This is a genomic window from Pseudomonas sp. 18173 (assembly GCF_050432945.1).
Taxonomy (GTDB): domain Bacteria; phylum Pseudomonadota; class Gammaproteobacteria; order Pseudomonadales; family Pseudomonadaceae; genus Aquipseudomonas.
Window position 1 is genome coordinate 1 of the sequence record NZ_JBKFTN010000020.1, and the last position, 23,934, is coordinate 23,934.

General features: G+C 57.2%; 27 protein-coding genes, 3 tRNA genes and 1 pseudogene. 19 read left to right on the forward strand and 12 right to left on the reverse strand.

Translation table 11 applies throughout. The features are described from left to right. From ACLD1X_RS21125 to ACLD1X_RS21135, 3 genes and pseudogenes are all read right to left on the reverse strand, one after another. A pseudogene (locus tag ACLD1X_RS21125) lies at positions 1-633 on the reverse strand (phage replication protein); the annotation flags it as partial. Between the two features lies 1 nt (position 634). Continuing rightward, positions 635-1,132 carry a YmfL family putative regulatory protein gene (locus ACLD1X_RS21130; RefSeq protein ID WP_429370943.1) on the reverse strand — a complete coding sequence of 166 codons (498 nt, stop codon included), beginning with the start codon at positions 1,130-1,132 and terminating at the stop codon, positions 635-637. A gap of 40 nt (positions 1,133-1,172) precedes the next feature. After that, the gene (locus ACLD1X_RS21135) at positions 1,173-1,394 is read right to left on the reverse strand and encodes a Cro/CI family transcriptional regulator (RefSeq protein WP_429370945.1); all 222 of its coding nucleotides are present in this window, start codon (positions 1,392-1,394) and stop codon (positions 1,173-1,175) included. 106 nt (positions 1,395-1,500) lie between these two features. On the opposite strand from ACLD1X_RS21135, the gene ACLD1X_RS21140 reads away from it, so the two are divergent. From ACLD1X_RS21140 to ACLD1X_RS21175, 8 genes are all read left to right on the forward strand, one after another. After that, positions 1,501-2,223, forward strand: coding sequence for a LexA family transcriptional regulator (locus ACLD1X_RS21140; protein WP_429370947.1), 723 nt, complete (start codon positions 1,501-1,503; stop codon positions 2,221-2,223). A gap of 162 nt (positions 2,224-2,385) precedes the next feature. Further along, entirely contained in the window at positions 2,386-2,634 is a 249-nt protein-coding gene (locus tag ACLD1X_RS21145; RefSeq protein WP_429370949.1) for a DUF1654 domain-containing protein, read from the forward strand. A gap of 318 nt (positions 2,635-2,952) precedes the next feature. Then, on the forward strand, positions 2,953-3,402 hold the full coding sequence (locus tag ACLD1X_RS21150) for a tellurite resistance TerB family protein (protein ID WP_429370951.1): 450 nt from the start codon (positions 2,953-2,955) through the stop codon (positions 3,400-3,402). After that, positions 3,399-3,602, forward strand: coding sequence for a hypothetical protein (locus ACLD1X_RS21155; RefSeq protein ID WP_429370953.1), 204 nt, complete (start codon positions 3,399-3,401; stop codon positions 3,600-3,602). The genes ACLD1X_RS21150 and ACLD1X_RS21155 overlap by 4 nt, the downstream gene beginning before the upstream one ends. Positions 3,603-3,667: 65 nt before the next feature. Beyond that, positions 3,668-3,868: a carbon storage regulator CsrA gene (gene csrA, locus ACLD1X_RS21160; protein WP_429370955.1), complete on the forward strand. Its 201-nt coding sequence runs from the start codon at positions 3,668-3,670 to the stop codon at positions 3,866-3,868. Between the two features lie 151 nt (positions 3,869-4,019). Next, positions 4,020-4,292 carry a hypothetical protein gene (locus ACLD1X_RS21165; RefSeq protein WP_429370957.1) on the forward strand — a complete coding sequence of 91 codons (273 nt, stop codon included), beginning with the start codon at positions 4,020-4,022 and terminating at the stop codon, positions 4,290-4,292. After that, positions 4,289-4,750 (forward strand): hypothetical protein, encoded by a 462-nt coding sequence (locus ACLD1X_RS21170; protein ID WP_429370959.1) that lies wholly within the window; start codon positions 4,289-4,291, stop codon positions 4,748-4,750. Before ACLD1X_RS21165 ends, ACLD1X_RS21170 begins: the two co-directional genes overlap by 4 nt. Positions 4,751-4,831: 81 nt before the next feature. Beyond that, positions 4,832-5,032, forward strand: coding sequence for a hypothetical protein (locus tag ACLD1X_RS21175; protein ID WP_429370961.1), 201 nt, complete (start codon positions 4,832-4,834; stop codon positions 5,030-5,032). Here the strand turns inward: ACLD1X_RS21175 and ACLD1X_RS21180 are convergent. After that, a complete protein-coding gene (locus tag ACLD1X_RS21180) occupies positions 5,012-5,860 on the reverse strand; it encodes a hypothetical protein (RefSeq protein WP_429370963.1) in 849 nt (282 codons plus the stop codon). The two genes, ACLD1X_RS21175 and ACLD1X_RS21180, sit on opposite strands and share 21 nt — an antisense overlap. A gap of 782 nt (positions 5,861-6,642) precedes the next feature. Between ACLD1X_RS21180 and ACLD1X_RS21185 the strand changes: the two genes are divergently transcribed. Both ACLD1X_RS21185 and ACLD1X_RS21190 read left to right on the forward strand, forming a co-directional pair. After that, a complete protein-coding gene (locus ACLD1X_RS21185) occupies positions 6,643-6,849 on the forward strand; it encodes a DUF4224 domain-containing protein (RefSeq protein WP_429370965.1) in 207 nt (68 codons plus the stop codon). A 1-nt stretch (position 6,850) separates the two neighbouring features. Beyond that, on the forward strand, positions 6,851-7,882 hold the full coding sequence (locus tag ACLD1X_RS21190; protein WP_413424870.1) for a site-specific integrase: 1,032 nt from the start codon (positions 6,851-6,853) through the stop codon (positions 7,880-7,882). A gap of 80 nt (positions 7,883-7,962) precedes the next feature. Here the strand turns inward: ACLD1X_RS21190 and ACLD1X_RS21195 are convergent. The 7 genes from ACLD1X_RS21195 to ACLD1X_RS21225 form a co-directional block, all read right to left on the reverse strand. Next, a tRNA-Leu gene (locus ACLD1X_RS21195) sits at positions 7,963-8,049 on the reverse strand. Between the two features lie 195 nt (positions 8,050-8,244). Then, positions 8,245-8,318 (reverse strand) — tRNA-Cys (locus ACLD1X_RS21200). A 47-nt stretch (positions 8,319-8,365) separates the two neighbouring features. Next, positions 8,366-8,441: transfer RNA gene (locus ACLD1X_RS21205), tRNA-Gly, on the reverse strand. A gap of 63 nt (positions 8,442-8,504) precedes the next feature. Then, the gene (pgsA, locus tag ACLD1X_RS21210; RefSeq protein ID WP_007992985.1) at positions 8,505-9,065 is read right to left on the reverse strand and encodes a CDP-diacylglycerol--glycerol-3-phosphate 3-phosphatidyltransferase; all 561 of its coding nucleotides are present in this window, start codon (positions 9,063-9,065) and stop codon (positions 8,505-8,507) included. A 32-nt stretch (positions 9,066-9,097) separates the two neighbouring features. Continuing rightward, the gene (gene uvrC / locus ACLD1X_RS21215; RefSeq protein ID WP_429370968.1) at positions 9,098-10,921 is read right to left on the reverse strand and encodes an excinuclease ABC subunit UvrC; all 1,824 of its coding nucleotides are present in this window, start codon (positions 10,919-10,921) and stop codon (positions 9,098-9,100) included. A 2-nt stretch (positions 10,922-10,923) separates the two neighbouring features. Beyond that, a complete protein-coding gene (gacA, locus tag ACLD1X_RS21220) occupies positions 10,924-11,565 on the reverse strand; it encodes a response regulator transcription factor GacA (protein WP_008015884.1) in 642 nt (213 codons plus the stop codon). A 127-nt stretch (positions 11,566-11,692) separates the two neighbouring features. Continuing rightward, positions 11,693-12,136, reverse strand: a complete 444-nt coding sequence (locus tag ACLD1X_RS21225; RefSeq protein ID WP_429371140.1) for a GNAT family N-acetyltransferase — start codon at positions 12,134-12,136, stop codon at positions 11,693-11,695. 197 nt (positions 12,137-12,333) lie between these two features. On the opposite strand from ACLD1X_RS21225, the gene ACLD1X_RS21230 reads away from it, so the two are divergent. Together ACLD1X_RS21230 and ACLD1X_RS21235 are read left to right on the forward strand one after the other, a co-directional pair. Continuing rightward, on the forward strand, positions 12,334-12,465 hold the full coding sequence (locus ACLD1X_RS21230; RefSeq protein WP_429370971.1) for a hypothetical protein: 132 nt from the start codon (positions 12,334-12,336) through the stop codon (positions 12,463-12,465). A 337-nt stretch (positions 12,466-12,802) separates the two neighbouring features. Continuing rightward, entirely contained in the window at positions 12,803-13,882 is a 1,080-nt protein-coding gene (locus ACLD1X_RS21235) for a 3-deoxy-7-phosphoheptulonate synthase (RefSeq protein WP_429370973.1), read from the forward strand. Between the two features lie 57 nt (positions 13,883-13,939). Here the strand turns inward: ACLD1X_RS21235 and ACLD1X_RS21240 are convergent, their stop codons facing one another. Further along, positions 13,940-15,004, reverse strand: coding sequence for a hypothetical protein (locus tag ACLD1X_RS21240; protein ID WP_429370975.1), 1,065 nt, complete (start codon positions 15,002-15,004; stop codon positions 13,940-13,942). A gap of 338 nt (positions 15,005-15,342) precedes the next feature. Between ACLD1X_RS21240 and ACLD1X_RS21245 the strand changes: the two genes are divergently transcribed. The 7 genes from ACLD1X_RS21245 to ACLD1X_RS21275 all read left to right on the forward strand — a co-directional run bounded on the left by ACLD1X_RS21245 (position 15,343) and on the right by ACLD1X_RS21275 (position 23,834). Next, complete coding sequence (locus tag ACLD1X_RS21245; RefSeq protein WP_429370977.1) at positions 15,343-16,224, forward strand: esterase/lipase family protein; 882 nt, start codon at positions 15,343-15,345, stop codon at positions 16,222-16,224. 95 nt (positions 16,225-16,319) lie between these two features. Beyond that, the gene (locus ACLD1X_RS21250; RefSeq protein WP_007984657.1) at positions 16,320-16,601 is read left to right on the forward strand and encodes a peptidylprolyl isomerase; all 282 of its coding nucleotides are present in this window, start codon (positions 16,320-16,322) and stop codon (positions 16,599-16,601) included. Positions 16,602-16,736: 135 nt separating this feature from the next. Next, complete coding sequence (locus ACLD1X_RS21255) at positions 16,737-18,605, forward strand: extracellular solute-binding protein (protein ID WP_429370980.1); 1,869 nt, start codon at positions 16,737-16,739, stop codon at positions 18,603-18,605. Then, positions 18,605-19,666, forward strand: a complete 1,062-nt coding sequence (locus tag ACLD1X_RS21260; protein ID WP_085717658.1) for a microcin C ABC transporter permease YejB — start codon at positions 18,605-18,607, stop codon at positions 19,664-19,666. Before ACLD1X_RS21255 ends, ACLD1X_RS21260 begins: the two co-directional genes overlap by 1 nt. Continuing rightward, on the forward strand, positions 19,666-20,688 hold the full coding sequence (locus ACLD1X_RS21265; protein WP_429370982.1) for an ABC transporter permease: 1,023 nt from the start codon (positions 19,666-19,668) through the stop codon (positions 20,686-20,688). Before ACLD1X_RS21260 ends, ACLD1X_RS21265 begins: the two co-directional genes overlap by 1 nt. A 13-nt stretch (positions 20,689-20,701) precedes the next feature. Next, positions 20,702-22,279 carry an ABC transporter ATP-binding protein gene (locus ACLD1X_RS21270; protein ID WP_429370984.1) on the forward strand — a complete coding sequence of 526 codons (1,578 nt, stop codon included), beginning with the start codon at positions 20,702-20,704 and terminating at the stop codon, positions 22,277-22,279. Positions 22,280-22,418: 139 nt separating this feature from the next. Further along, a complete protein-coding gene (locus ACLD1X_RS21275) occupies positions 22,419-23,834 on the forward strand; it encodes a sigma-54 interaction domain-containing protein (protein ID WP_429370986.1) in 1,416 nt (471 codons plus the stop codon). The last annotated feature ends 100 nt before the right edge of the window (positions 23,835-23,934 follow it).

A 23,934-nucleotide genomic window follows, 5' to 3' on the forward strand; every position in this document is an offset into this window, starting at 1 on the left:
GGGTTTGTGGATTTCCTTGCGGTGCTGGCACCAGTCGGACCAAACCTCGACGCTGACGTTTTTCGGCTTGGCCAACAACGGGTCAAACTTTGGCAATTTTCCTGGCGCGTTAGCGCCCTGCTTCTCCTGATTACTGGTTACCTGATTGGTAACCTGATTACTGGTACCCTGATTTGTCGGAAATTTTTCCGACCCTCCTCGGATTTTTTTCCGACCCTGTTCGGATATTTTTCCGACCTTGCTCGGAGATTTTTCCGAGGTAGATCGGACTTTTTTCCGAGCCTCAATCGCCTCAGAGGTCGGATATTTTTCCGACCCATCCAACTTGCGATTCCACTCTTTGGCCTTTTCGGTCAAACGAAACAAACTGATGTTGGAAGTGTGGGACAGCTCGATCAGCCCGGCGGTCTCGAGCCCTTTGAGAAGCCGGTACGCGGTGTCTGGTTTGTCAGTGAGCAAGGGCAATTCCTCCACGATCTTTGCCTTGCTCAGGGCAAAGAAAATCCCGTTATCGGTCTTGATTGGCCTTGCCCAGCTAGGACACTCGTAGACAAAGGAAAACAGCAGCGCCTGCTGTGAGTTCAATCCCCACTCAAGCGCTTTCACTTGGTTGATCGTGATGGTGAACTGCATATCAACCCTTCCCGCTTGGGATGCGGGCGGGGCCATTCGACTTGTACAATTCAATCTGTGCGATCACCTCCTCGTGTCGCGCAGCCAAGTACTTGGCATGCCCGGCCAAAATATCTGCCGCTTCCGCGCCAGAAATCTCGCCGTCATCCAGTGCCATGGCGAGAAGCTGGTCAACCCGGCCGCGTTTCACAGAGGCACGCAAAGAGCGTCGGTGGATGTCGACGTTGTCCAGATCGGCAACCTCAGGCAGGCGAACAAACACACCGCCATACATGGCGCAGATGTAGTCCGGTAAGAACGTAGTTTTCGCTTCAGTCTCAAGCGTGCAGATCTCATCGTCAGTGAGGGGCTTGACCCCTGCCGACTCGTAAATCCGGTTCTTGAAGCGCTTGAGATTCACCTCACCCAGGAAGTCAGAGGCGTATGCAAGTCCGCCGGGAAATGCATTGGCAGCGGCAATGACTGCTTTGCGGCGGGTATCTAGTACTGGCAATTTCATCGTCTAGTTTTCTCTCGGCGCCGTTGCGCTCAAAGTTTGCTCATGAAGTGGACAGCATCCGGCGACGCGACCTTTTTGCACTTTGGACCGGGAATGGTCTGAGCTCTTCAGCTGTGAAAGAGCCATCTGCGTGCTCAGTAACAAAAATGTCACGGCCAACCTGCAAAGCTTTGTTGAGCGACCCTTGGGACATCCCAAGCAGATTTGCTGCGTTGGTTTGCCCGCGTGCACGAGCAAACTCATCCAGACTTTTTCGACTCATCTCGCCGATCTCCTTTATCAAACACCCAGCAAGTATCTCCGGCGGAATTTAATTTATCAAGCCCGGCGGCATTTGATTAAATATCGCCGCTAGGAATAATCGTGGAATGAAAAAACGCGAACTCGAAGACTGGGAAAAAGAAGAGTGCTTGGCACTCAAAGCGGCTGTGGATGCCTTCAACACAGGCAAGTCGCGGCGTGACGCCCTGACTCAGGGAAAGATCGCAGATGCCTTAGGCATAAATCAGGGCTCCGTCAGTTCGTACCTGAACGGCTACAACGCACTGAATGCGAAAGTCGCTAGCGCAATTGCCGGATTGATTTCCAAGCCCGTGGAGTCATTCAGCCCTCGACTGGCTGATGAGATTGCGAAAATGGCGCAGTCCAGCTTCGAATCTAATGTCGAGGCGGGCCCCCCCATCTATTCCTCACCTCGCAGAATCAATATCGAAGGCACCGCACAGCTCGGCAGTGAGGGATATTGGACAAGCCTTGACCAGGCAGCTGGCTGGGTTGAGACCTACTCCAGAGATGAGGACGCCTACGCACTTCGGCTCAAGGGGGACTCAATGGCACCAGCAATCCGTAGCGGGTGGGTCGCTGTCTGCGAACCCAATCACCGCCTAGTGCCGGGTGAGTATGTGATGGTCACCACCGTTGATGGACAAAGCATGGTTAAAGAACTTCTCTTCGAGACCGAAGAAGAGGTCAGCCTCATGTCGATCAACTCGGCTTACGGCGAGCGGCTGACAGTCGCTCGGGTTGATATCGAGAAAATCCATTACGTAGGGGCAATTCTTGCCCCCAGCAAGGTGCTGGGCAGAATCTAAATTTGAGCCCTTCGGTTTGTCTCTAACTCCCTTGGACACCTCCCTCCTGAAGCCCGCAAATTGCGGGCTTTTCTCTGTTAAATAATTGTTTTTAATCGTTAATCTTTAGCGCTTAGGGTTCAAGCCATTCACTGTGTATCCATACATAAAAGGAGCAGTGCTATGGCAAAGCCAAAAAACAAACCAACACCGCCAAATTCGTTTGAGCTTCTTGGATTCCGCATCCAAAAAATCATCAGCGCCCCCGGCGCCCAAAAACGAAAAACGGCAGTCATTTGCAAGGAAGCAGATGAATGCCTTGAGGACTGGAAACGGCTCCTTGAAGAGATAGCAGAAACCGAGCACGTACTAGTGCATCGAGAAGATGACTGCGCCGCGCGCATCTCCTGGGACCTCCCCGCAAATATCTAACCCAAAGCAAGCCCGTCCAGCACAGGTTTTTTTCATAGATCGGAAATATATCTCCGGCGGCATTGACTTTAAATATCCCCGGCGGCAATATCTAGCCGTCGCAGTGAATCACAGCGGCAATACGGGGTCACCCGCCGCTCTTTAACAACCCAATCGATTCAAAGCTGTCAGCTGCAAAAAGACAAACGCACTAGGCGTGGGCGACCCCCACCTAAGTGCGCCGTATCTGAGTCCCGCTGACAGCCCAATCAGATTTCACTTCATAGCCTTGGCAGCAGGGCTATGTGGGAAACCCCCTCCCCCGTATGAGGAAACACCATGCTCGGAATGAAAAAACTCTTCGGAAAACAAGTCGGCAACGCCCAGGCTGAAATGAAGAAGGTCGTCAACCGCGACTTGATGCAGGCCATTGTCGGTGGCGGTCTATTGGTCGCTGCGGCTGATGGTGAGATTGAAGACAGCGAGGTTTGCAAACTGGATGAGTTGATTCGCTCCAACCCGAATTTGACGCACTTCGGCAGCGAGATCACCGAAACCATCAATCGTTTTACAGGTCAGTTGAACGCCAACTTCCAAGTAGGTCGACTGGCGATCAAGCGGGAACTGGCCGACATCAAAAACGTTCCAGCCGACGCAGAGGAAGCCTTCGTTAACATTCTTGCCGTTGCCCAGGCTGATGGTCAGATCGAGCCAGCAGAGCTGGTGGTGCTGAAGGAAATAGGCATGCACTTCGGTCTGCGCCTGGCTGACTACGGTATCGAGGCGTGAAGTACGCGACAAAGGTTCTGCTGATCCTGCTGGCACTGATCGTCGGCTGCATGTTACTGAGCAACGTAGCCTCTCGGGCCACTTGCTACTACTACGGCTTCCAGACTGACCGAGAGACCCGCTACGCCGCCTTTGTTGGCTGCATGGTTCTGGTTAACGGTGCGTGGATCCCTCGTAACGAAATCCGCGTAATGCAGTGACGTTTCACTGATGCCGCTTCTTACAAGGCGGCATTGGGAAACTAACTCACGCAAGGAAATGGACAATGCTGATTTTGACTCGCAAAGAAGGCGAAAGCATCAACATAGGCAACGACATCACGATCACAGTGTTGGGTGTTAGCGGCAAACAGGTACGTATCGGAACAAGCGCCCCAAAAGATGTCCTGGTAAATCGAGAAGAAATCACGCAGCGCATCCAGGCGGGTTTGTCGACTCCCTCGATGGCAACACCTGCAATCACTTAGACAAGTCTTCGTGATGCAAACAATGGCCCGGTTCCGATCGGGCTTTTTTACGCCTGCAATTTATCAATCAGTCCCCCTTCCCTGCCCAATGGCCACCAGCAGGTGGTCGGAGTGCTGATGAATACACCTAACCTATTCCGAGGGATCAACCATGCATCCATCATTTCTAGAGCGCATCGATGAAGTCGGTGTGCTACTGCAACGAACAAAGGCCGCCTGCTCCGGGTTCTACAGTCGTATTGATCGACGAGCCCGAGCCAAACCGGTGCGCTACCAAGTCGCCGGCGGAAGCTTCGGCATGTACCAGATTAAAGACCTCACCACCGGCAAGACTCGAGCCTTCCGTGACGACTACAAGGCTGCTCACGACCTTGCCATGCAGTTCGAAGCAAAAGCCAATCGACAGATTGCGGTGACGCTATGAAAAAGCGAAAGCCCAATAACATGCGTACCCGGTTAGAGCGAGCGAGCCGGGCACTGCTCAATGCCAATCACGTCGCGGTGGTCCACATCGATCCCAGCGGACGCCAAGGGTTGATCAACAGGAAGAGCTGCACGAGCATCCCGCCAGGACAGCGAATGGCTGAAGCAGTCTGCGACTTTGCGCACCGCTGGACGATCTATCTCAGCGTCCAGTGCCGCGATCAACGAGGGCACCGCTACACTAAATCAGTAGAGGTTGCTCCCCAAGGCAACTATCTGGCCGCGCACCTCGAAGACGTGATCGAGGAAACCTACAAAGACTTGGTCACCGAGAGCAATCCGAATCATCGGGTTGCTTCGGGCTGGATCGCCATCCCCGCCGAGATATCGCTGACTGAAGAGCAGGCCGCACGGGTGTTCGACGCCGTGGGTGTCTGGAGTCAACAGAGGGCAGCATGAGACGAATAAGCAACCTGGTGCGCCAGCGCCGACGACAGACATGGCTAGATCTACCAGCCCAAAGAATTGAAGAGACGGGCTATGGCCAAGAGCAACGCGGATATTCAGCGGAACAAGCGCGCCAAGGAGAAAGCCTTGCTGGACCGGATCGGCGCCGAGAAACGGTCGCTAATTGTGTCGAAGGCGCTGGCCGAAGCACTCCAAGTGCTGGGCGAGCGCCACGACTTCAGCACTGACCGCGCAAAACAACTGAACAACCATCTAAAAAACAATATCGGTTAGTTCATCAGCGATTACACGGTATAAGTTCTCCTTATTACTTGCATCACCATATCCAATTGACGAAAGCACATGATCATAAAACGATAAATTCCCTATTAACTCAGCGTTAATAGAAGCAGGGTGATCACTAGCTATTTTATTAATCTCATTTCTAATCGTTCTCCGGAGAGGCGAGGTTATCATCATCTTTTCTTTAGAGTAGGTAGATCTTTTTATACGAGCAACGTCAGCCGAAAGATCCTGCAGCATTTCCAAAATAACTTGATCAGGACTGCCAACTTTTTGTTCGAGTGACGAAACAGAAAAAGTACCGAAACTCTTTAGAAATGAGGTATCACCACCTGCCAATCCAGCCTTATGGGTAGCGACAACTTTTTCAGCTAGCGCCACTTTGAAGGCCATGACCTTACTGAACCGAAGATCTCTAGGATAGCTAAGATGCTCAATAACTCCGGTATCAAAGGAGTAATCAGTTTTATCATCTTTAATAATTACTGTTGGCTTATCAAACGCAAGTCGCATCCCCAACTCAAACATCACATTCGGGTTTTTGCAACTAACATCGCAAACAACTACATCAGAAGAGTATATATTCTGAACAATTCTTTTCTGAATAACTCCTACATCATCCTGCTCACTAACCAACTTTACTTCTATTTTATAGCTATCAATAGAGGATATTGATTCAACAATAATATTCTTTACTTCAAGCCAGTGTTCCGCAGAACAACCATCAATAGTAGAAATGGGCATGACAAGCCCGCAAGTAATTGATGTCGAGGGGTTATCATCGCTTGCATCTGAGCTAACAATACTTCCTTTGGCCACGACTGAGTCCTTGCTGACTGTTGAATTTAATGTGGCACCGATGATGGCACATAGATCGCTAAGACTCTAGACAAGTTTTCGATTATAAAAAGTCCGGTTCCTTCTTACACAACCCAATCCACAACCACCCCGGCATAGGACGCCCCATGCCCACAGAAAACCAAACCTTTCGCGCCGCCATAGGATGAGTGCACGACGGTGATGAAGCCGGTCAACACCGCCGTGCAGCATGCACTACGCTAGATCGAAGCAAGAACTTCTATCTAATCTGAAGTTACCGACTTTCTAGAACGATTCCGCAGGCTGGTAGATCTCTCTTCTGCATTCCGATGCAGTAAGGAAACGCTGTAATCGTAGGTCGATATCAATGGCACAGGCTCCTCATTCCGGGACATATCAAGCCATCGCCTTGTTCGTTCAACATCAAAAAACTCGTTCTTGAACTTCATCTTCGCAACAAGATTCGCTGAAACCCTGAAGTGTCCACAACCAGCTGAGCATTTGACCTCTGACCAGTCTCCAAGCGCGTGAACAATCCTGGCGGCAGCCTGACAGATTAAGCATTTCATATCCGATCTCCATATCAGTGAGCCATCAACTGTAGCTGATCACCGGCGAAGGACATCCCCATGCCCACAGAAAATCGATCCACTCGGTTTCACCCGGACCCGCAAAACGCTGATTAGCAACAGCGCGACAATCTCCAACCTGGCGCCTTCAGCAAACGAAATGCCACCTCCACTCACCCACCTTCTGCCGCCACACCCGGCATGGAGACGCTCATGAACATCCAATTTCTTTCCCACACGGAGGTCTGCGAGCTTACCGGCGCGCGGACCAAGGCAGGCCAGATCCTTAACCTGAAGAAGAACGGCGTCAGGCACACCATTAAGGTGAATGGCTGGCCAAGTGTTACGGCGTTGGCTGTGACGGCGGTCGGTATGCTTGAGCCGGAGAAACCCGTATGGAAACCACGCAAGGCTAGCTGACATGGGACGACGACCAAGCAAACCCGGATCAATTGCCCGGTTTAGAGAGCGCAAGAAAGCCAGCGGCCGGGTTTTCTATTATTACGACACCGGCGGCAAGGACCGCAAAGAGATTCCGTTGGGCAGCGACTACGGCCTGGCGATTATGGAGTACGCGAAACTCGAGCGTGATCGCACCGCTACCGACCTGGTGGCCAAGGTGATTACCTTCCGCTACGTGGCCGAGAAGTACTTAGTCGACGTGGTGCCGTCAAAGAAACCAGCAACACAAAAGGACAACGTCAGGGAGTTAAAAAACCTGATGTCATTTTTCGACGACCCTCCGGCCCCGCTCGAAACAATCCAGCCGCTGCACGTCCGCCAGTACCTGACCTGGCGTAAGGCCGCTCCGGTGCGCGCCAACAGGGAGAAGGCCCTGCTCAGTGCAATCTGGAACTTCGCCCGTGATATTGGCTATACCGCACTCGCTAATCCTTGCGCCGGGATAAAGGGCAACAAAGAGACGGGGCGGGACATCTATATCGAGGATGCACTGTTCAAGCGCGTGTACGAGAAAGCAGATGTGGGTCTTCGGGATGCGATGGACCTTGCTTATTTGACTGGTCAACGGGTGACCGACACACGATTGATGGATGAGCGAGACGTCCGCGAAGGGCTGATATGGGTCCTCCAGGGCAAGACAAACGCCAAGAGGCGAATTGAAATCACTGGTGAGTTGAAGGTTTTGATTGATCGAATTATGTCCCGGAAGTCAGGACACAAGGTCCGCTCGACGCGGCTGATCGTTACAGAGGATGGCACACCAATGTCGGTGGCAATGTTGCGGGGAAGATTTGACTTAGCCAGAGAGGCGGCAGGGGTCGCAAAGTCCGAGTTCCAAATGCGCGACTTACGCGCTAAAGCTGGCACCGACAAGGCCGAATCAAGCGGCGACATTTTGCAGGCCAGGGATCAACTTGGGCATACGACCGTCGTAATGACTGAGCAGTACATCCGAAACCGTAAGGGGAAGAAAGTCTCACCAACCAAGTGAATTGCGGACCAATTCAATAATTGCGGACCAGAAACGAACAAGGGCTTGCCTAGCTTTCGCTCGCAAGCCCTTGATTTATATGGTGCCCGAAGCCGGAATCGAACCGGCACGCCCTTACGAGCGGGGGATTTTAAGTCCCATGCGTCTACCAGTTTCGCCATTCGGGCGGTAGCGCGGTGAAGCGTTCAGGTTTTGCCAAATAACGATCTGGCAGTTCTGACGCCTGTGCAGCAGAGGTGGAAATATATACATCCCGCCCCGGTGAAGCAAGTTCGCAAATACCCTTTTCAAGACTAAATCTTGCAGGCTAGTGCAAATAAAAAAGCTCCGTAAATCATAGATCTACGGAGCTTGTTTATTAGTGGAGGCCGAGGTCGGAATCGAACCGGCGTAGGCGGATTTGCAATCCGCTGCATAACCATTTTGCTACTCGGCCTCAAAACATTTGATCTCTAGTAGCGCGACATCAAATGTGTACAAACTTGGAGCGGGAAACGAGACTCGAACTCGCGACCCCGACCTTGGCAAGGTCGTGCTCTACCAACTGAGCTATTCCCGCGTCTTGGTGTGGCGCATTCTATAGAATCCAGAAGCCCCGTCAACCCTTTGATTCAAAAAAGTTTTATTTCTTTTCAACGTCGGTCTTCAGATGTGGCCAGGCAGCCCGCAAGTACTGGACCATCGACCACAAAGTCAGGCCAGCCGACACCATCAGCAAGGTGTAGCCCAGCAAGACCCAGAAACTGAAATCCTTGGGATTGGCCAGCAGGATCACCAGCGCCAGCATTTGCGCGGCGGTTTTCCATTTGCCCAGGTTCGATACGGCGACATGGGCACGAGCGCCCAGTTCGGCCATCCATTCGCGCAGTGCCGAGACGACGATCTCGCGACCGATGATCACGGCAGCAGGCAATGTGAGCCACAGGTTTCCGTGTTCCTGCACCAGCAGTACCAGTGCAACCGCCACCATCAGCTTGTCGGCAACCGGATCGAGAAAAGCCCCGAACGGTGTGCTTTGTTCCAGGCGGCGGGCCAGGTACCCGTCCAGCCAGTCGGTGGCGGCAGCGAATGCGAAGACCGAGGCGGATGCCAGGTAGCTCCACTGGTAAGGCAGGTAGAACAGCAGAATGAAGATCGGTATGAGCAGAACGCGTAGAACGGTAATCAGATTAGGGATATTCATCGGCACAACTGGCTACGAGGTGAGGGGGCATTCTACTCGCTGTGCAGATTTGCATAAATCAACTCTGCGAGCTTTTTACTGATCCCGGGGGCTTTGGCAATTTCTTCGATGCTTGCACGAGACAGCTCCTGCAATCCACCAAAATGTTTCAACAAGTCCCGCCGACGTGTTGGTCCGACGCCGGCGACGCCTTCCAGTGTAGACGTCCGACGGGTTTTTCCACGCCGGGCGCGGTGGCCGGTAATGGCGAATCGGTGGGCTTCGTCGCGAATCTGCTGGATCAGGTGCAACGCGGGAGAATCGCCGCGCAACGTGAACTCATGTGCAGCATCGTTCAGGTACAGGGTTTCGAATCCGGCCTTGCGCGTTGCGCCTTTTGCCACGCCCAGCAGAATCAGATCGGGTACGGCCAACTCATCGAGCACGTCGCGGGCCATGGACAACTGGCCTTTACCGCCATCCACCAGGAGGATATCCGGCAACTTGCCCTCCCCGTCCTTCAGTTTGCTGAAGCGTCGGGTCAACGCCTGATGCATCGCCGCGTAATCATCGCCAGCGGTAACGCCCTCGATGTTGTACCGGCGGTAATCGGCCTTGATCGGGCCTTCGGGGCCGAAGACCACGCAGGAAGCCACTGTCGCCTCGCCACTGGAATGACTGATGTCGTAGCACTCGAGGCGCTGCGGCGGCTCATCCAGCTTCAGCACCTCTGCCAGCGCATCGAAGCGGGCGGTAATGTGCTGACGATTCGCCAGGCGCGCACTGAGTGCCTGCTCGGCATTGGTCACCGCCAATTGCTGCCAGCGCGCCCGCGTACCACGCACGCGATGGCTGATGGTCAGTTCACGACCGCGCAGCTCGTCGATGGCGGCGATCAGTGTCGGAAAGTCATCGTGAACCACATTGACGATCAGTTCGCTCGGCAAGTCGCGCTCAGGACTGCTGATGAAGTACTGGCCAAGAAACGCGGCCATGACTTCGGAAACGTCTTCTTCAATACCAACCTGGGGGAAGAAGTTCTTGCTGCCCAGTACCCGCCCGCCCCGCACGCTGATCAAATGAACACAGGCACCGCCCGGGTTGACGAAGGCGGCAATCACGTCGACGTCTCCGGTCCCGCCTTCCATGCTCTGTTGATCCTGGACCCGGCGCAGCAACGCAATCTGGTCGCGCAACTCGGCTGCTCGTTCGAACTCGAGATTGATCGCCGCCTCTTCCATCCCGGCGGACAACTCGTCAGTCAGGGCATTGCTGCGCCCCTCAAGAAACATCACCGAGTGGCGCACATCTTCGGCGTACACCCGGGGCTCCACCAGCCCGACGCAGGGCGCCTTGCAGCGCTTGATCTGGTATTGCAGGCAAGGACGGGTACGGTTCTTGTAGTAACTGTCTTCGCATTGCCGAACGAAAAACGTCTTTTGCAGCAGGCTCAGGCTTTCGCGGATCGCACCGGCGCTCGGGTAAGGACCGAAATACTTGCCCTTGGCCTTTTTCGCGCCGCGGTGAATGCTCAGGCGCGGAAACTCTCCGTCGGATAGATAGACGTAGGGGTAGGATTTATCGTCGCGCAGCAGGATGTTGTAGGGCGGGCGCCATTCCTTGATCAGCGTCTGCTCAAGCAACAGGGCTTCGGTTTCGTTGGCCGTGATCGTGGTTTCGACCTGGGCGATCCGCGCTACCAGTGCGGCGGTCTTGGGGGCAAGCCCGGTCTTGCGAAAGTAACTCGACAGGCGATTCTTGAGGTTTTTCGCCTTGCCGACGTAGAGCAACCGCGCTTCGCTGTCGAACATGCGGTACACGCCGGGGCGACCGCTAACGGTCGACAGAAAGGCGCTCGGATCAAAGGTGTCGTTCATTTTCAGAGGCTGGCGTCGACCATGCCATGTCGAACCGCCAACAGCGTCAACTCGACATCACTGCTGATCGAAAGCTTTTCGAAGATGCGGTAACGGTAGGTGTTCACGGTTTTCGGAGACAGGCACAATTTGTCGGAAATGATCTGTACTTTCTGGCAACCGACGATCATCAGCGCGATCTGGATTTCCCGCTCCGACAATGCATCGAAGGGCGAATCGTTGGTGGGCTGGAAGGACTTGATCGCCAGCTGCTGGGCAATTTGCGGGCTGATGTAACGTTGCCCGGCGAACACCAGGCGGATGGCCTGGACCATTTCCGGCAAGCCTGCCCCTTTGGTCAGGTACCCTGCCGCGCCGGCTTGCAACAGCCGCGTAGGAAACGGGTCCTCTTCACACACGGTCACCGCGACGACCTTGATATCCGGATGGCTGCGCAGCAGTTTGCGGGTGGCTTCAAGACCGCCGATACCCGGCATCTTGACGTCCATCAACACCACATCGGGCTTCAGCTCACGCGCCTTGAGCAGGGATTCCTCACCTGACTCGGCCTGGCCGACTACTTGCAGGCCATCGATGTCAGCCAGCATTCGTGTAATGCCTGTACGAACGAGATCATGGTCATCGACTACTAGCACCCTAATCAAGCAGACACCTCGCGATATGGTCTTATTGGGTTGCCAGACACCTTAGCAAAAAGCATCTGGCAGACCTAGCGGAAAGCGTCGGATTAAAGGTTTCAATTCATCTTGAAAGGCTTGTCGCAAGCGTGTTTCAGCAATGCCGGCCTGGAATATCCAGCTGCATCCTCAGGAAACATTCGTCCTTGCCCACCACCTTCAATCCCTTGCGCTCGTACAGCGCTTGCGCCGGGTTGTTATCGAAAACCGTCAGGCGTAACGCCGGGCGCCGTTCCTTGCGCGCAAGCGCCAGTACCTGATCGATCGTCCAGGATCCCGTGCCCTGCCCACGAAACGCTTCGACGATATGCAATTCGCGGATATACAAGGCCCTGGCATCGCGACTCAGACTGACATAACCCAGGACGTTGTCGCCCCTGGCAATCAATCGGTTGTCGCGTCCTGCCCAGGCCACGTCGAACGCTTCGTCCTGCCATAAAAGATCATGTTCGATGTAGTAATGCAGCATGCTTCTACAGGTCAGTTCGCGGGCGAACGCAAGGTCATCGGGTGTTGCCGGACGCCAATGGCGATCCATCATTGCAGCTCCACAGCGAGGATCAGTGCCGTCATGGTGCATCCTTGTGACGATATGTTTGTTGTTGAGGTGCAGAGTGTGTCACAACCTTCGGGGCACTCAAGCGATAGAAAGCGCCATCGTTGGCCGATAGCATTTTCTGATTGAATCTGCCTACCGGCCTCTAGTAAGCTCGGACCATCCATCGGAGACAGACCATGTTCAACACCCTTTCACAGCTTCGTACCGCCAGCGCCCTGCGCTCGGTTGCGGCTGCCCGGGTGAACGACAACGGTTGTGCTCCGGTCAGCTTTTATTTTGGGTATTGGTTTAGCCACTGGCGCGCCTGATACCCACACGGCGCCCACTTCAAACGGGTCGCCACCAGAGAATTCTCAACCCCCGGTCGGCCTCCCGACCGGGGGTTTCGTTTTTTCAGGCCCAACACTTTTAGCGACACACCAGACATTCAGAGGATTCAAAACATGAACTACGCCACTTATTACCGTTACGACAGTTTTACCGCCTGGCGATTTACCACCCTCCGCTCGGGACAGCCTGCCGCCTCCGATCGGTCACCCACAGGTGGCAAGCCTATACACGCAGCCAATTTGGCCAATTGTCGAACACCCCAGTAGGGCCGCGCGCGCGGGCATGAACCCGCCACCCGCCCAGGAAACCTTGAATATGAACTCGTCCGTCTCTGCACTGCCACTGTCCACCTTGAGCCCTGCCAATGAAGCGCTGACCCTGCGCCTGCCCAGCTCATTGCAACTCAAACAGCAATTGCCCCTCGGCAACGTCCTGACCCGGCAAGTCGCCGCCCACCGCCAAGCGGTTCGCGCGATCCTCAACGGTGAAGATTCCCGTCTGCTGGTCATCGTCGGCCCATGCTCGATACACGATCCGAAATCAGCCCTCGAATACGCCGGCAACCTTGCCCGCCTCGCCGCCGAAGTCAGCGACCAGATGCTGTTGGTGATGCGTGCCTACGTCGAAAAACCCCGCACCACGGTTGGCTGGAAAGGCCTGGCCTACGACCCGCACCTGGATGGCAGCGATGACATGGCCGCAGGCCTGACGCTGTCCCGCGAGCTGATGCGTGAAATGCTCCACCTGGGCCTGCCCGTGGCCACTGAACTGCTGCAACCGATGGCGACCGGCTACTTCGATGATCTGTTGAGCTGGGTGGCGATTGGCGCCCGGACAACGGAGTCACAGATCCATCGGGAAATGGCCAGCGGCCTGGGCATGCCCGTAGGGTTCAAGAACGGCACTGACGGTGGTGTCGCTGTCGCCAGCGATGCCATGCGCTCCGCGGCCCATCCCCATCGTCATTTCGGTATTGATAGCCAGGGACACCCGGCGATCATTCAAACACCAGGCAATGCGGACACTCACCTGGTATTGCGCGGTGGTCATCGCGGGCCGAACCATGACAGGGCCAGCGTCGCGCAGGTGAACAGTGACCTGGCCAGGCTCAGGATTCCGGCTCGAATCATGGTCGATTGCAGTCACGCCAACAGCGGCAAAGACCCGCTGCGCCAGCCGGCCGTGTTCAACGATGTACTTGAACAACGCCTGCAAGGAGACCGTTCGCTGATCGGCATGATGATCGAGAGTCATTTGTTCGAGGGTTGCCAGCCGTTGAGCCCGACATTGCAATACGGTGTGTCAGTGACCGATGGCTGCCTCGGCTGGTCCGGGACAGAACAACTGTTGCTTGAAGCGGCAGATCGGCTGCGAACGCAAGGCAACGCCCAATAGTCGGCATCATCCGTCCGCCCTCCGGCCTTCACGGGAAGACTGGAGGGCAAATGGCAATCAATCACCCATCAGGGACTGCACTCGAACCAGGGTCACCGCGGATTGCTGACATGTATCGTCAAGGCGCTCGATTGAATAGGAAACACGGATCACAGCATCCCGATGGCCGCTCCAGAAATGGCAGGGAACGATGAACACCAAGGGTTCACCGGCGGTGTCTGCGGTTATTTCACGGTCGTCACGGTGATTGACCTTCTCCCCCTCGCATTTCAGGTAAACCAACTCCCCTCTTTCTGCCCTGGCGTTTTCGATGACAACGGTCACGCCATCCTGCGCATCATGCAGATCCACCCACCCTTCGTCTGCTTCCAGCACAATGGGAGCTGATAGCGGCATCCGTTCGAACCTGCCAATCATCAGTGCCGTTACTTCAGAGTAACGGGGACCATGCCCTGCCCGCTTGACGCAGTAATCGACGGAAACGGAGGAACCCAGGTTGGGCGCAATGCACTCCGGGCTGACCCAAAACGACAGTTCGTCCCCCACGGAAAAGGACTCGACCTTGAGTGCGTCGCTGAAACTTCCTTCGATCGAAACGCCTGCCCAGGTCAGCAACACGCAGTCGCCCGCCGCCATTCGCGCATAAGGCTTGATCGTTACGATTGCCCCCTCTTTCACCCGATCCGGATCAAGCGTTCTACCCACCGTATCGTTCACCGTCACCGGCAACAGGTCGGACTGCACATCGCCTACACTCAGTTGCAAACACCGGGAAAACACGGGGTCGGCAAAACAGGCGCTCATGAGTGAGTAGCCGATTTCGAGTGAACCACCGTCAAGCGCCGCGATATGTGCGCTGCCCACGGTGAAGATGACGTCCTCGCCAACCCGGTCCTCACTGACATAACGCGCCAACTGAAGATTGCAGGCAACGCCATCGGCATCCAGCCCCAGCCAATTCAATAGCAGTTTGTCGCCACAGGTCATGCCTGGATAAGGCCGAACCCGGATGATGGCTTTTCTGTCAGAGGGGTTCAGAACGCCGTTTTCCGCCTGTTCAAGCATGGGAGGTGGCAGGGGTTGCTGCGCAAGACTCAAGGTGTCGGGTTCGTAAACAGTCATTCATTCGCTCCTGTCCCTGGAATAAACACCGAACGGTTGGCCGGCATTGGATGGCGACCATTTAACCTCACGGCAGGCCGCCGTTATGTCGGCCCCTCACTCTGGTTCGCTCGGAAAATCGATGCATGCGAAGTAGGTCTTTACTCAACCGCAAGCTGATTGACGCGAAAAGTCGTCAAACTATTCCGACTAAAGCCACAGCAACTCATGAGCATTCGCATCTGTTCTATTCCGCTTTCCGCAATCAGCGGCGGACTTTTCATACGCCTCGCCAACCTCGAGTGTTTTAGAGTGAAGCGCCATGCAGTCCCAATGAACTTCTGCGTAAAGGTATGAACATGCAAAGGAATGCAAGCACCTGTTATCCAATACTGCTGGTCCACGGCCTTTTCGGTTTCGAAAGAATTGGCAAGTTCGAGCTCTTTCACGACGTCAGGCAGGCGCTGAGGAACGCCGGAGCCAGGGTGTTCGTTCCCCACTTGTCAGCCACCCATGACAACGAGGTACGCGGTGATCAATTGCTCAAGCAGATTGAGCGGGTACTGGAAGGAACCGGTGCGCGCAAAGTCAACCTCATAGGCCATAGCCAGGGCGCACTGACCGCACGTTATGCCGCTGCGATTGCGCCACACCATGTGGCGTCGGTGACTTCCGTCAGCGGGCCGAATCATGGCTCGGAACTGGCCGACTTCCTGCGCAAGGCTTTGACACCCGGCTCCCTGCCGGAGCACGTGGCAGAGACGGTGGTGACTCTCTTTGCCGACTTCCTCACGACATTAAGCGACAACCAGTACCGACCTCAGAGCGCCATTGCGGCCCTCAATGCGCTGACCACCGAAGGCGTAGGCGCATTCAACGACAAATACCCGCAAGGACTGCCCACCACCTGGGGTGGCGAGGGGGGCGAACGGGTCAACGGCGTTCATTACTACTCGTGGAGCGGCGTGCTGCAGTCGAATATTCTTCAAGAAGGGTTCAATGCGCTCGATCCGCTCCATGCGTTCTGCCGGGCCCTTTCCGGCTATTTCGTCACGGAAGGCGATCAGAACGACGGCCTGGTCGGTCGCTTCAGTTCCCACCTGGGCACGGTTATCCGCTCCGACTATGCGCTGGATCATCTGGACACCATTGGCCAGCCGACCGGCCAGTTGCGCACAGGTACTGACCCGATTGAACTCTATGTCGAGCATGCCGAGCGCTTGAAAGACGCCGGCCTTTGAGGCGCCACCCGCCGTGGAAGGAACTTTGAGAAGAAATAGCTCACTGAATCCGGTAGGCTCAGCACTTTATCGAGTATTGAAAGGAGTATTTTCCCATGGCTAAAGCCACTGCCCGTCACATCCTTGTTGCCTCGGAAGCCAAGTGCAACGAACTCAAGGCTCAAATCGAGGCCGGCGCCGATTTCGCCGAGGTTGCCAAGGCAAACTCCACCTGCCCTTCCAGCCGCCAGGGCGGTGACCTGGGTTCGTTCGGTCCGGGCCAGATGGTCAAGGAGTTCGACACCGTGGTCTTCAGCGCGCCGATCAACGTGGTCCAGGGCCCGGTCAAGACCCAGTTCGGTTACCACCTGCTGGAAGTGACCAGCCGTCAGGACTGATCGACGCTTGCGCCATTCACACAACGGCCCGCCTTTTGGTGGGCCGTTGTGTTTGCGACACGTAATTCGGCTGGCGAGGGACGCGCCGCTAGCGTACAAATTGTGGTTAACGACCACCCGGCTCTAAGGCTGACAATGCGACTGGCTTTCCCTACCTTGTTGTTCACGACCGTCGCCCTGCTGTCGGGTGCCGCGGGTGTGAATGCGGCACCGCAACCGGCAATGACCGTGTATGGCGAACCGGCAAAATACCCTGCCGGCTTCAGTCATTTCGCCTACACCAACCCGCAGGCCCCCAAGGGCGGCACGATGCGACGCTCGGCGATCGAAATCGGCCAGTTCGACCATGTCTTGCCTTACATCGACAAAGGCATCGGCGTCACTCAGATCGACGGTTTGCTCTATTCGCCGCTGGCCCAGCGTTCGCTGGACGAGCCGTACACCGTGTACGGCCTGGTGGCCGAGAAGATGGAGCGTTCCGGGGACGGCCTGTCGCTGCGCTTTTACCTCAACCCCAAGGCACGCTTTGCCGATGGCAAACCGATTACCGCCGAAGACGTGCGCTACACCTTTGACCTGCTGATGACCCAGGGCAGCCTGCGTTATCGCACCCAGTTCGCCGACGTCAAAGGCGTCGAGGTGGAGTCGCCACTGACCATCCGCTTTGATTTCAAGAACAACGAAAATCGTACCCTGCCACTGGATATCGCGACCTTGCCGGTGTTTCCCGAACACTGGTGGAAAACCCGCGATTTCGCCAGTGGTGGCGGTTATGAAGCGCCGTTGGGCAGCGGTCCCTATAAGGTCGGCAAGATCGACTCCGGGCGCAGCATCACGTTCGAGCGCAATCCAGACTGGTGGGGCAAGGACCTGCCGGTCAGCCGTGGCCTGTACAACTTCGATCATTTCAGCATCGAGTACTTCGGCGACACCGACGTGGCGCGCCAGGTCCTGCGCGGCGGCGCCTATGACTACAATCGCGAGTTTTCCGCCACCGGCTATTCCATCGGCTACGACAGCCCGGCCCTGAGCGACGGTCGCCTGCAAAAGGCCCACCTCGCCACCGAGGCGCCGCAACCGGCCCAGGGTTTTGTGTTCAATCTGCAAAGGCCCATGTTTCAGGACCGTCGCGTGCGCCAGGCACTGGTCATGCTGTGGGACTTCGAGTGGAGCAACCGGCAGATGATGCGCGACATGTACATCCGCCAGCAGAGCTTTTTCTCCAATACCGATCTCGCGGCCCGGAAACTGCCGGATGCGGGTGAGCTGGCAATTCTGGAGCCGCTGCGCGGGCAGATTCCCGACGAAGTCTTCACCAAGGTGTTCGAGGCGCCGAAGACCGATGGCAGCGGCGTGATTCGCGACAAGCAGTTGCAGGCCCTGGACCTGCTTGAACAGGCCGGCTGGAAACCCGACGGCGACCAACTGGTCAATGCCGATGGCGAGCCGCTGAGCTTTACGTTCCTGGTCAGCCAGAACGGCATGGACCGCCTGCTGTTGCCCTATAAACGCACGTTGAAACAGATCGGCATCGACCTGAACATCCGCCGCATCGACTCGTCCCAATACGTCAATCGCCTGATGAGCCGCGACTACGACATGATCGTCACCGGCTACCCGGTCACCACTTCCCCGGGAAACGAACTGCTCAATTATTTCGGTTCGGCGGCGGCCACCGACCCGGGATCCAACAATTACATGGTGTTGCAGAACCCGGCAGTGGACACCCTGATCACCGGACTGATCCGCGCCAATACCCAGGCCGACATGCTGCATTACGCCCATGCCCTGGACCGGGTACTGCAATGGAATTACTACTGGATTCCCAACTACTACCCGCCGGGAACCTCTACAGTGTGGTGGAACCGCTTCGGCATCCCGAACGTGCAAGCGAGCAATGACGAAGCCATCGAAAGCTGGTGGGAAATGAGCACCACGCCATTGACCAACCAGCAGATGACTGCCGAGCGTATCAGCCGTGGCAGACCCGGAGGGCCGCACTGATGTGGGCATACATATTGCGGCGCCTGCTGCTGATCATTCCGACGCTGGTGATCATTCTCCTGGTCAACTTCGTCATCGTCCAGGCTGCGCCGGGCGGGCCGGTCGAACAGGCCATCGCGCACCTGCAAGGCATTGGCGGCGCCACGGTCGGCGGCGGTTCCGGCGAATCCATGAGCGGCAAGTCCCGGGCCAGTCGCGGGCTCGACCCACAACTGATCAAGGACATTGAAAAACAGTACGGCTTCGACAAGCCGGCACACGAACGCCTCTGGCTGATGCTCACCAGCTACGCGCGCCTGGACTTCGGCAAGAGTTTCTTCCGCGGCGCCACCGTCACCGACCTGATCCTCGAAAAAATGCCCGTGACCATTTCCCTCGGGCTCTGGGCGACGCTGATCACCTATCTGGTGTCGATTCCCCTGGGCATCCGCAAGGCCGTACACCATGGCAGCCATTTCGACATCTGGAGCAGCACTGCGATCATCATCGGCTATGCCATGCCGGCGTTCCTGTTTGCGATGTTCCTGATCGTGGTCTTTGCCGGTGGCACTTCGCTGAACTGGTTTCCGGTCCGCGGGCTGGTCTCGGACAACTTCGAATCGCTGTCGACCGTTGGCAAAGTCGCCGACTATTTCTGGCATCTGGTGTTGCCGGTGACCGCGCTGGTGATCGGCGGTTTCGCCACACTGACCATCCTCACCAAGAACTCGTTCCTCAACGAAATCACCCGCCAGTACGTGGTCACCGCCCGGGCCAAGGGCTTGAGTGAACGCCGGGTGCTCTATGGACACGTATTCCGCAACGCCATGCTGCTGGTGGTGTCGGGCATTCCCCAGGCGTTCATCAGTGTATTTTTTGCCGGCTCCCTGCTGATCGAAGTGATCTTCTCCCTCGACGGCCTGGGCCGCATGAGCTACGAAGCGGCGGTATCACGGGACTACCCGGTGGTGTTCGGCTCGTTGTTCATCTTCACCCTGTTCGGTCTTTTGATAAAACTGGTCGGCGACCTCTGCTACACCCTGGTCGATCCGCGCATCGACTTTGCCGCGAGGAACGCCTGATGCTCAAGCTTTCACCGCTGGCGCGTCGGCGCTTCGAGCGCTTCAAGAAAAACCGTCGGGGCTGGTGGTCGCTCTGGCTGTTTGTCGGCCTGTTCCTGATGACCCTGGGCGGCGAACTGATCGCCAACGACAAACCGCTGGTGGTCAGCTATCAAGGCCAGTGGTACTTCCCGGTCTTCAAGCGCTACACCGAACAGGAGTTCGGCGGACAACTGCCGTTTCAGGCCGACTACCGCAGCGACTACGTGCAGAAGCTGATCAAGAAGGACGGTGGCTGGCTGCTGTTTCCGCCGATTCCGTTCAGCGATGACACGCCCAACTATGACCTGAACAAGCCCGCCCCCAGCCCGCCCACCAGCGTCAACTGGCTGGGCACCGACGACCAGTCGCGGGACGTGCTGGCCCGGGTGATCTTCGGTGCCCGGGTGTCGATCCTGTTTGCCTTGATGCTGACATTTGTCAGTGCCCTGATCGGTATCGCAGCCGGGGCACTGCAAGGCTATTACGGCGGCTGGGTGGACTTGCTCGGCCAGCGCCTGCTGGAGGTGTGGTCCGGGTTGCCGGTGCTGTACCTGCTGATCATCCTGTCGGGCTTCGTCGAGCCGAATTTCTGGTGGCTGCTGGGCATCATGGCGCTGTTTTCATGGCTGGCCCTGGTGGACGTGGTGCGCGCCGAGTTCCTGCGCGGACGCAACCTGGAATACGTCAAGGCCGCGCGCGCGTTGGGCCTGACCGACCGCAAAGTCATCGTGCGGCACATTCTGCCCAACGCCATGAATGCGACCCTGAGCTACTTGCCGTTCATTCTCACCGGGGCGATTTCAACCCTGACGGCGCTGGACTTCCTCGGCTTCGGCATGCCGGCCGGCAGCGCTTCCCTGGGTGAATTGATCGGCCAGGGCAAGCAAAACCTGCAAGCGCCATGGCTGGGCCTGACGGCGTTCTTCACCCTGGCGCTGATTCTTTCTTTACTGGTGTTCATTGGCGAAGCACTGCGCGACGCGTTTGACCCCCGATCGTGATGCGGATGTTGATATGACCAACCTGATTGAAATCCGTGACCTCAGCGTGGCCTTCAGCGGCCAGACCGTGGTGCGCAATCTGTGCCTGGACATCCGCCCCGGCGAATGCCTGGCGCTGGTGGGCGAGTCGGGGTCGGGCAAGTCAGTGACGGCCCACTCGATCCTCCAGTTGCTGCCGCAAACCGATTCCGAGACAACCGGCAGTATTCGCTATCGCGGCCAGGAACTGGTGGGCGCCGATACCGGCAAGTTGCGACAACTGCGCGGCAATCGCATCGCGATGATCTTCCAGGAGCCGATGACCTCCCTCAACCCGCTGCACAGCATCGAAAAGCAGATCGGTGAAACCTTGCTGGTGCACAAAGGCCTGGCGGGTAAAGCGGCGCAAGCGCGGATCCTCGAATTGCTGCACCTGGTGGGCATCCAGAAACCCGAGGAGCGTCTCAAGGCCTATCCCCATCAATTGTCCGGCGGCCAGCGCCAGCGGGTGATGATCGCCATGGCCCTGGCGTGCGAACCGGAACTGCTGATCGCCGACGAACCGACCACCGCGCTGGATGTGACGGTGCAGCGCAAGATCCTGTTGCTGCTCAAATCCCTGCAACAACGACTGGGCATGTCGCTGCTGCTGATCAGCCATGACCTTAACCTGGTGCGCAGCATCGCCCAGCGCGTGTGCGTGATGAGGGCCGGGGAAATCGTCGAGCAGGCGCCTTGCGAGATCCTGTTCACCGAACCCAAGCACCCTTACAGCTGCGTATTGCTGCACGCCGAACCCGAGGGCGAAGCCCTGCCCCGGGACACGCGCGAAAACGTGCTGGAGGTGGACAACCTGCAGGTACGGTTTCCGGTCAGTGGTGGTCTGTTTCAACGCAAGGCCTGGCTGCGCGCCGTCGATGGCATCAGCCTGAACATCCAGCGCGGCAAGACCTTGGGCATCGTCGGCGAGTCCGGCTCCGGCAAGTCCACCCTTGGCCAGGCGATCCTGCGTTTGCTCGACTCCGAAGGCAGCATCCGGTTCCAGGGCCAGGCGCTGGATGGCCTGACGCAAAAGCAGCTGCGACCGTGGCGCAAGAAAATGCAGGTGGTGTTCCAGGACCCCTTCGGCAGCCTCAGCCCGCGCATGTCGGTCGCGCAGATCATCAGCGAGGGCCTGGAAGTGCACAGCCAGTTGAGCACTGAAGAGTGCAACGCCGAAGTGATCCGGGCACTGAGCGAAGTCGGCCTGGACCCGCAAAGCCGCCATCGCTATCCCCACGAGTTCTCCGGAGGACAGCGCCAGCGCATCGCCATCGCCCGGGCATTGGTGCTCAAGCCGGCACTGATCCTGCTCGACGAACCGACCTCGGCGCTGGACCGCACGGTGCAGAAGCAGGTGGTCGCCCTGCTCCGCCAGCTTCAGGAAAAACACGGGTTGACCTATCTGTTCATCAGCCATGACCTGGCGGTGGTGCGCGCCCTGGCCCACGACATGATCGTGATCAAGGACGGCAAAGTCGTGGAGCGCGGCGCCAGCCATGAGGTGTTTGCCTCACCGCAGCACCCGTACACCAAGGAGCTGTTGGCGGCGGCGTTGTTGGGGCAGGCATAATCTTGCCGTTAAACCGCGTTGCGACCTTCGCGAGCAAGCCCGCTCCCACAGTTAACCGGTGTCGTTCACAGATCCCATGTGGGAGCGGGCTTGCTCGCGAAGAGGCCGGCACAAGCAAAACACAATCAGGATCAGCCCCATGAACACCACCGAAAGCCTCAAGGACTACCAGCGCGTTCGCTTGCTGGCTATCCGCTCGCTGTTCGAGATCATCGAGCAATCCAGCGAAGGCACGGTGATTGTCGACCGCGACGCCAACATTGTCTGGATGAACGAGCGCTATGCCCGGCGCTTCGGCCTGCAATCGGCGCAAGTGGCAATTGGCAAACCCTGCGAAAGCGTGATCCCCGGCAGCCTGTTGCGTGAGGTGGTGCGTACCGGCCGGCCTATTTTGCTGGACATGCAAGACACCCCCAAAGAGCCGCTGGTGGTCATGCGCCTGCCGATTCACGACGATGCCGGCGTGGTGATCGGCGCCATCGGCTTCGCCCTGTTCGACGAGTTGCGCAGCCTGTCGCCGATGCTCAAGCGCTACATGAGCATGCAGGAAGAACTGGCTTCCACCCGCTCTCTGCTGCGGGCGCGACAGACCAAATACAACTTCGCCCACTTCATCGGCACCAGTGCCGCCAGCCTGGAAGTCAAACGCCGTGCCCGGCGCAGTGCGAGTACCGAATCGCCGGTGCTGCTGCTCGGCGAGACCGGTACCGGCAAGGAGTTGCTGGCCCAGGCCATCCACAATGCCTCGCCCCGGGCGCACAAGGCGTTCGTGAGCGTCAACAGTGCAGCGATTCCTGAATCGTTGCTGGAAGCCGAATTCTTCGGCACCGCCCCCGGCGCGTTTACCGGTGCCGACCGCAAGGGTCGTGCCGGCAAACTGCAGATCGCCCAGGGCGGCACCTTGTTCCTCGACGAAATCGGCGACATGCCGCTGCCCCTGCAAAGCAAACTGCTGCGGGTGTTGCAGGAAAAGGAATTCGAGCCTGTGGGCTCCAACGAAGTGATCCAGAGCGATGTGCGGGTGATCGCCGCGACCTCCACGGACCTCGAAGCGGCCATCAAGCGCGGCGAATTCCGCGCCGATCTGTATTACCGGCTCAACGTGTTGCCGATCCAGGTTCCGCCCCTGCGCGATCGACTCGATGACGTGCCGGCGCTCAGCGAGGCGATTCTCGAGGAACTGCGCAGCCAGCATGAACTGCACCACGAAGCCCTGGAACTGTTGGGGCAACACGCCTGGCCGGGGAACATCCGCGAACTGCGCAATGTGCTGGAACGCGCCGCCTTGCTCAGTGATGACTTGCGCCTGACGGTGGCGGACATCCGCGCGGCGATTGGTACGTTCACCCCGGTGGAGCGCGTGGCGCCCTTGACCATCGAACCGATAGCCCACGAGACGTTCAGTGCGGCACGGGAGCGGTTTGACCGGCAACTGATCGAAACGACCCTCGCGCAATGCGCGGGCAAGGTGCCTGATGCGGCGGCGCGGTTGGGGCTTGGGCGGTCGACGTTGTACAAGAAAATGGTGGCGTTGGGGATTGTCGAGTCTCATTAAAGAGACATACATCTCCATTGTTAGACAGACCTTCGCGAGCAGGCTCGCTCCCACAGGAGACCTCGCTCTACTATCCCACTGGTTCAACTGTGGGAGCGAG

What these genes read in the sequence shown, in the direction of transcription:
- ACLD1X_RS21130 (WP_429370943.1), bottom strand. Translation starts at nt 1,132, where the DNA reads ATGAAATTGCCAGTACTAGATACCCGCCGCAAAGCAGTCATTGCCGCT.
- ACLD1X_RS21135 (WP_429370945.1), bottom strand. Translation starts at nt 1,394, where the DNA reads ATGAGTCGAAAAAGTCTGGATGAGTTTGCTCGTGCACGCGGGCAAACC.
- ACLD1X_RS21140 (WP_429370947.1), top strand. Translation starts at nt 1,501, where the DNA reads ATGAAAAAACGCGAACTCGAAGACTGGGAAAAAGAAGAGTGCTTGGCA.
- ACLD1X_RS21145 (WP_429370949.1), top strand. Translation starts at nt 2,386, where the DNA reads ATGGCAAAGCCAAAAAACAAACCAACACCGCCAAATTCGTTTGAGCTT.
- ACLD1X_RS21150 (WP_429370951.1), top strand. Translation starts at nt 2,953, where the DNA reads ATGCTCGGAATGAAAAAACTCTTCGGAAAACAAGTCGGCAACGCCCAG.
- csrA (WP_429370955.1), top strand. Translation starts at nt 3,668, where the DNA reads ATGCTGATTTTGACTCGCAAAGAAGGCGAAAGCATCAACATAGGCAAC.
- ACLD1X_RS21165 (WP_429370957.1), top strand. Translation starts at nt 4,020, where the DNA reads ATGCATCCATCATTTCTAGAGCGCATCGATGAAGTCGGTGTGCTACTG.
- ACLD1X_RS21170 (WP_429370959.1), top strand. Translation starts at nt 4,289, where the DNA reads ATGAAAAAGCGAAAGCCCAATAACATGCGTACCCGGTTAGAGCGAGCG.
- ACLD1X_RS21175 (WP_429370961.1), top strand. Translation starts at nt 4,832, where the DNA reads ATGGCCAAGAGCAACGCGGATATTCAGCGGAACAAGCGCGCCAAGGAG.
- ACLD1X_RS21185 (WP_429370965.1), top strand. Translation starts at nt 6,643, where the DNA reads ATGAACATCCAATTTCTTTCCCACACGGAGGTCTGCGAGCTTACCGGC.
- ACLD1X_RS21190 (WP_413424870.1), top strand. Translation starts at nt 6,851, where the DNA reads ATGGGACGACGACCAAGCAAACCCGGATCAATTGCCCGGTTTAGAGAG.
- pgsA (WP_007992985.1), bottom strand. Translation starts at nt 9,065, where the DNA reads ATGAATATCCCTAATCTGATTACCGTTCTACGCGTTCTGCTCATACCG.
- uvrC (WP_429370968.1), bottom strand. Translation starts at nt 10,921, where the DNA reads ATGAACGACACCTTTGATCCGAGCGCCTTTCTGTCGACCGTTAGCGGT.
- ACLD1X_RS21225 (WP_429371140.1), bottom strand. Translation starts at nt 12,136, where the DNA reads ATGGATCGCCATTGGCGTCCGGCAACACCCGATGACCTTGCGTTCGCC.
- ACLD1X_RS21230 (WP_429370971.1), top strand. Translation starts at nt 12,334, where the DNA reads ATGTTCAACACCCTTTCACAGCTTCGTACCGCCAGCGCCCTGCGCTCG.
- ACLD1X_RS21235 (WP_429370973.1), top strand. Translation starts at nt 12,803, where the DNA reads ATGAACTCGTCCGTCTCTGCACTGCCACTGTCCACCTTGAGCCCTGCC.
- ACLD1X_RS21240 (WP_429370975.1), bottom strand. Translation starts at nt 15,004, where the DNA reads ATGACTGTTTACGAACCCGACACCTTGAGTCTTGCGCAGCAACCCCTG.
- ACLD1X_RS21245 (WP_429370977.1), top strand. Translation starts at nt 15,343, where the DNA reads ATGCAAAGGAATGCAAGCACCTGTTATCCAATACTGCTGGTCCACGGC.
- ACLD1X_RS21250 (WP_007984657.1), top strand. Translation starts at nt 16,320, where the DNA reads ATGGCTAAAGCCACTGCCCGTCACATCCTTGTTGCCTCGGAAGCCAAG.
- ACLD1X_RS21255 (WP_429370980.1), top strand. Translation starts at nt 16,737, where the DNA reads ATGCGACTGGCTTTCCCTACCTTGTTGTTCACGACCGTCGCCCTGCTG.
- ACLD1X_RS21260 (WP_085717658.1), top strand. Translation starts at nt 18,605, where the DNA reads ATGTGGGCATACATATTGCGGCGCCTGCTGCTGATCATTCCGACGCTG.
- ACLD1X_RS21265 (WP_429370982.1), top strand. Translation starts at nt 19,666, where the DNA reads ATGCTCAAGCTTTCACCGCTGGCGCGTCGGCGCTTCGAGCGCTTCAAG.
- ACLD1X_RS21270 (WP_429370984.1), top strand. Translation starts at nt 20,702, where the DNA reads ATGACCAACCTGATTGAAATCCGTGACCTCAGCGTGGCCTTCAGCGGC.
- ACLD1X_RS21275 (WP_429370986.1), top strand. Translation starts at nt 22,419, where the DNA reads ATGAACACCACCGAAAGCCTCAAGGACTACCAGCGCGTTCGCTTGCTG.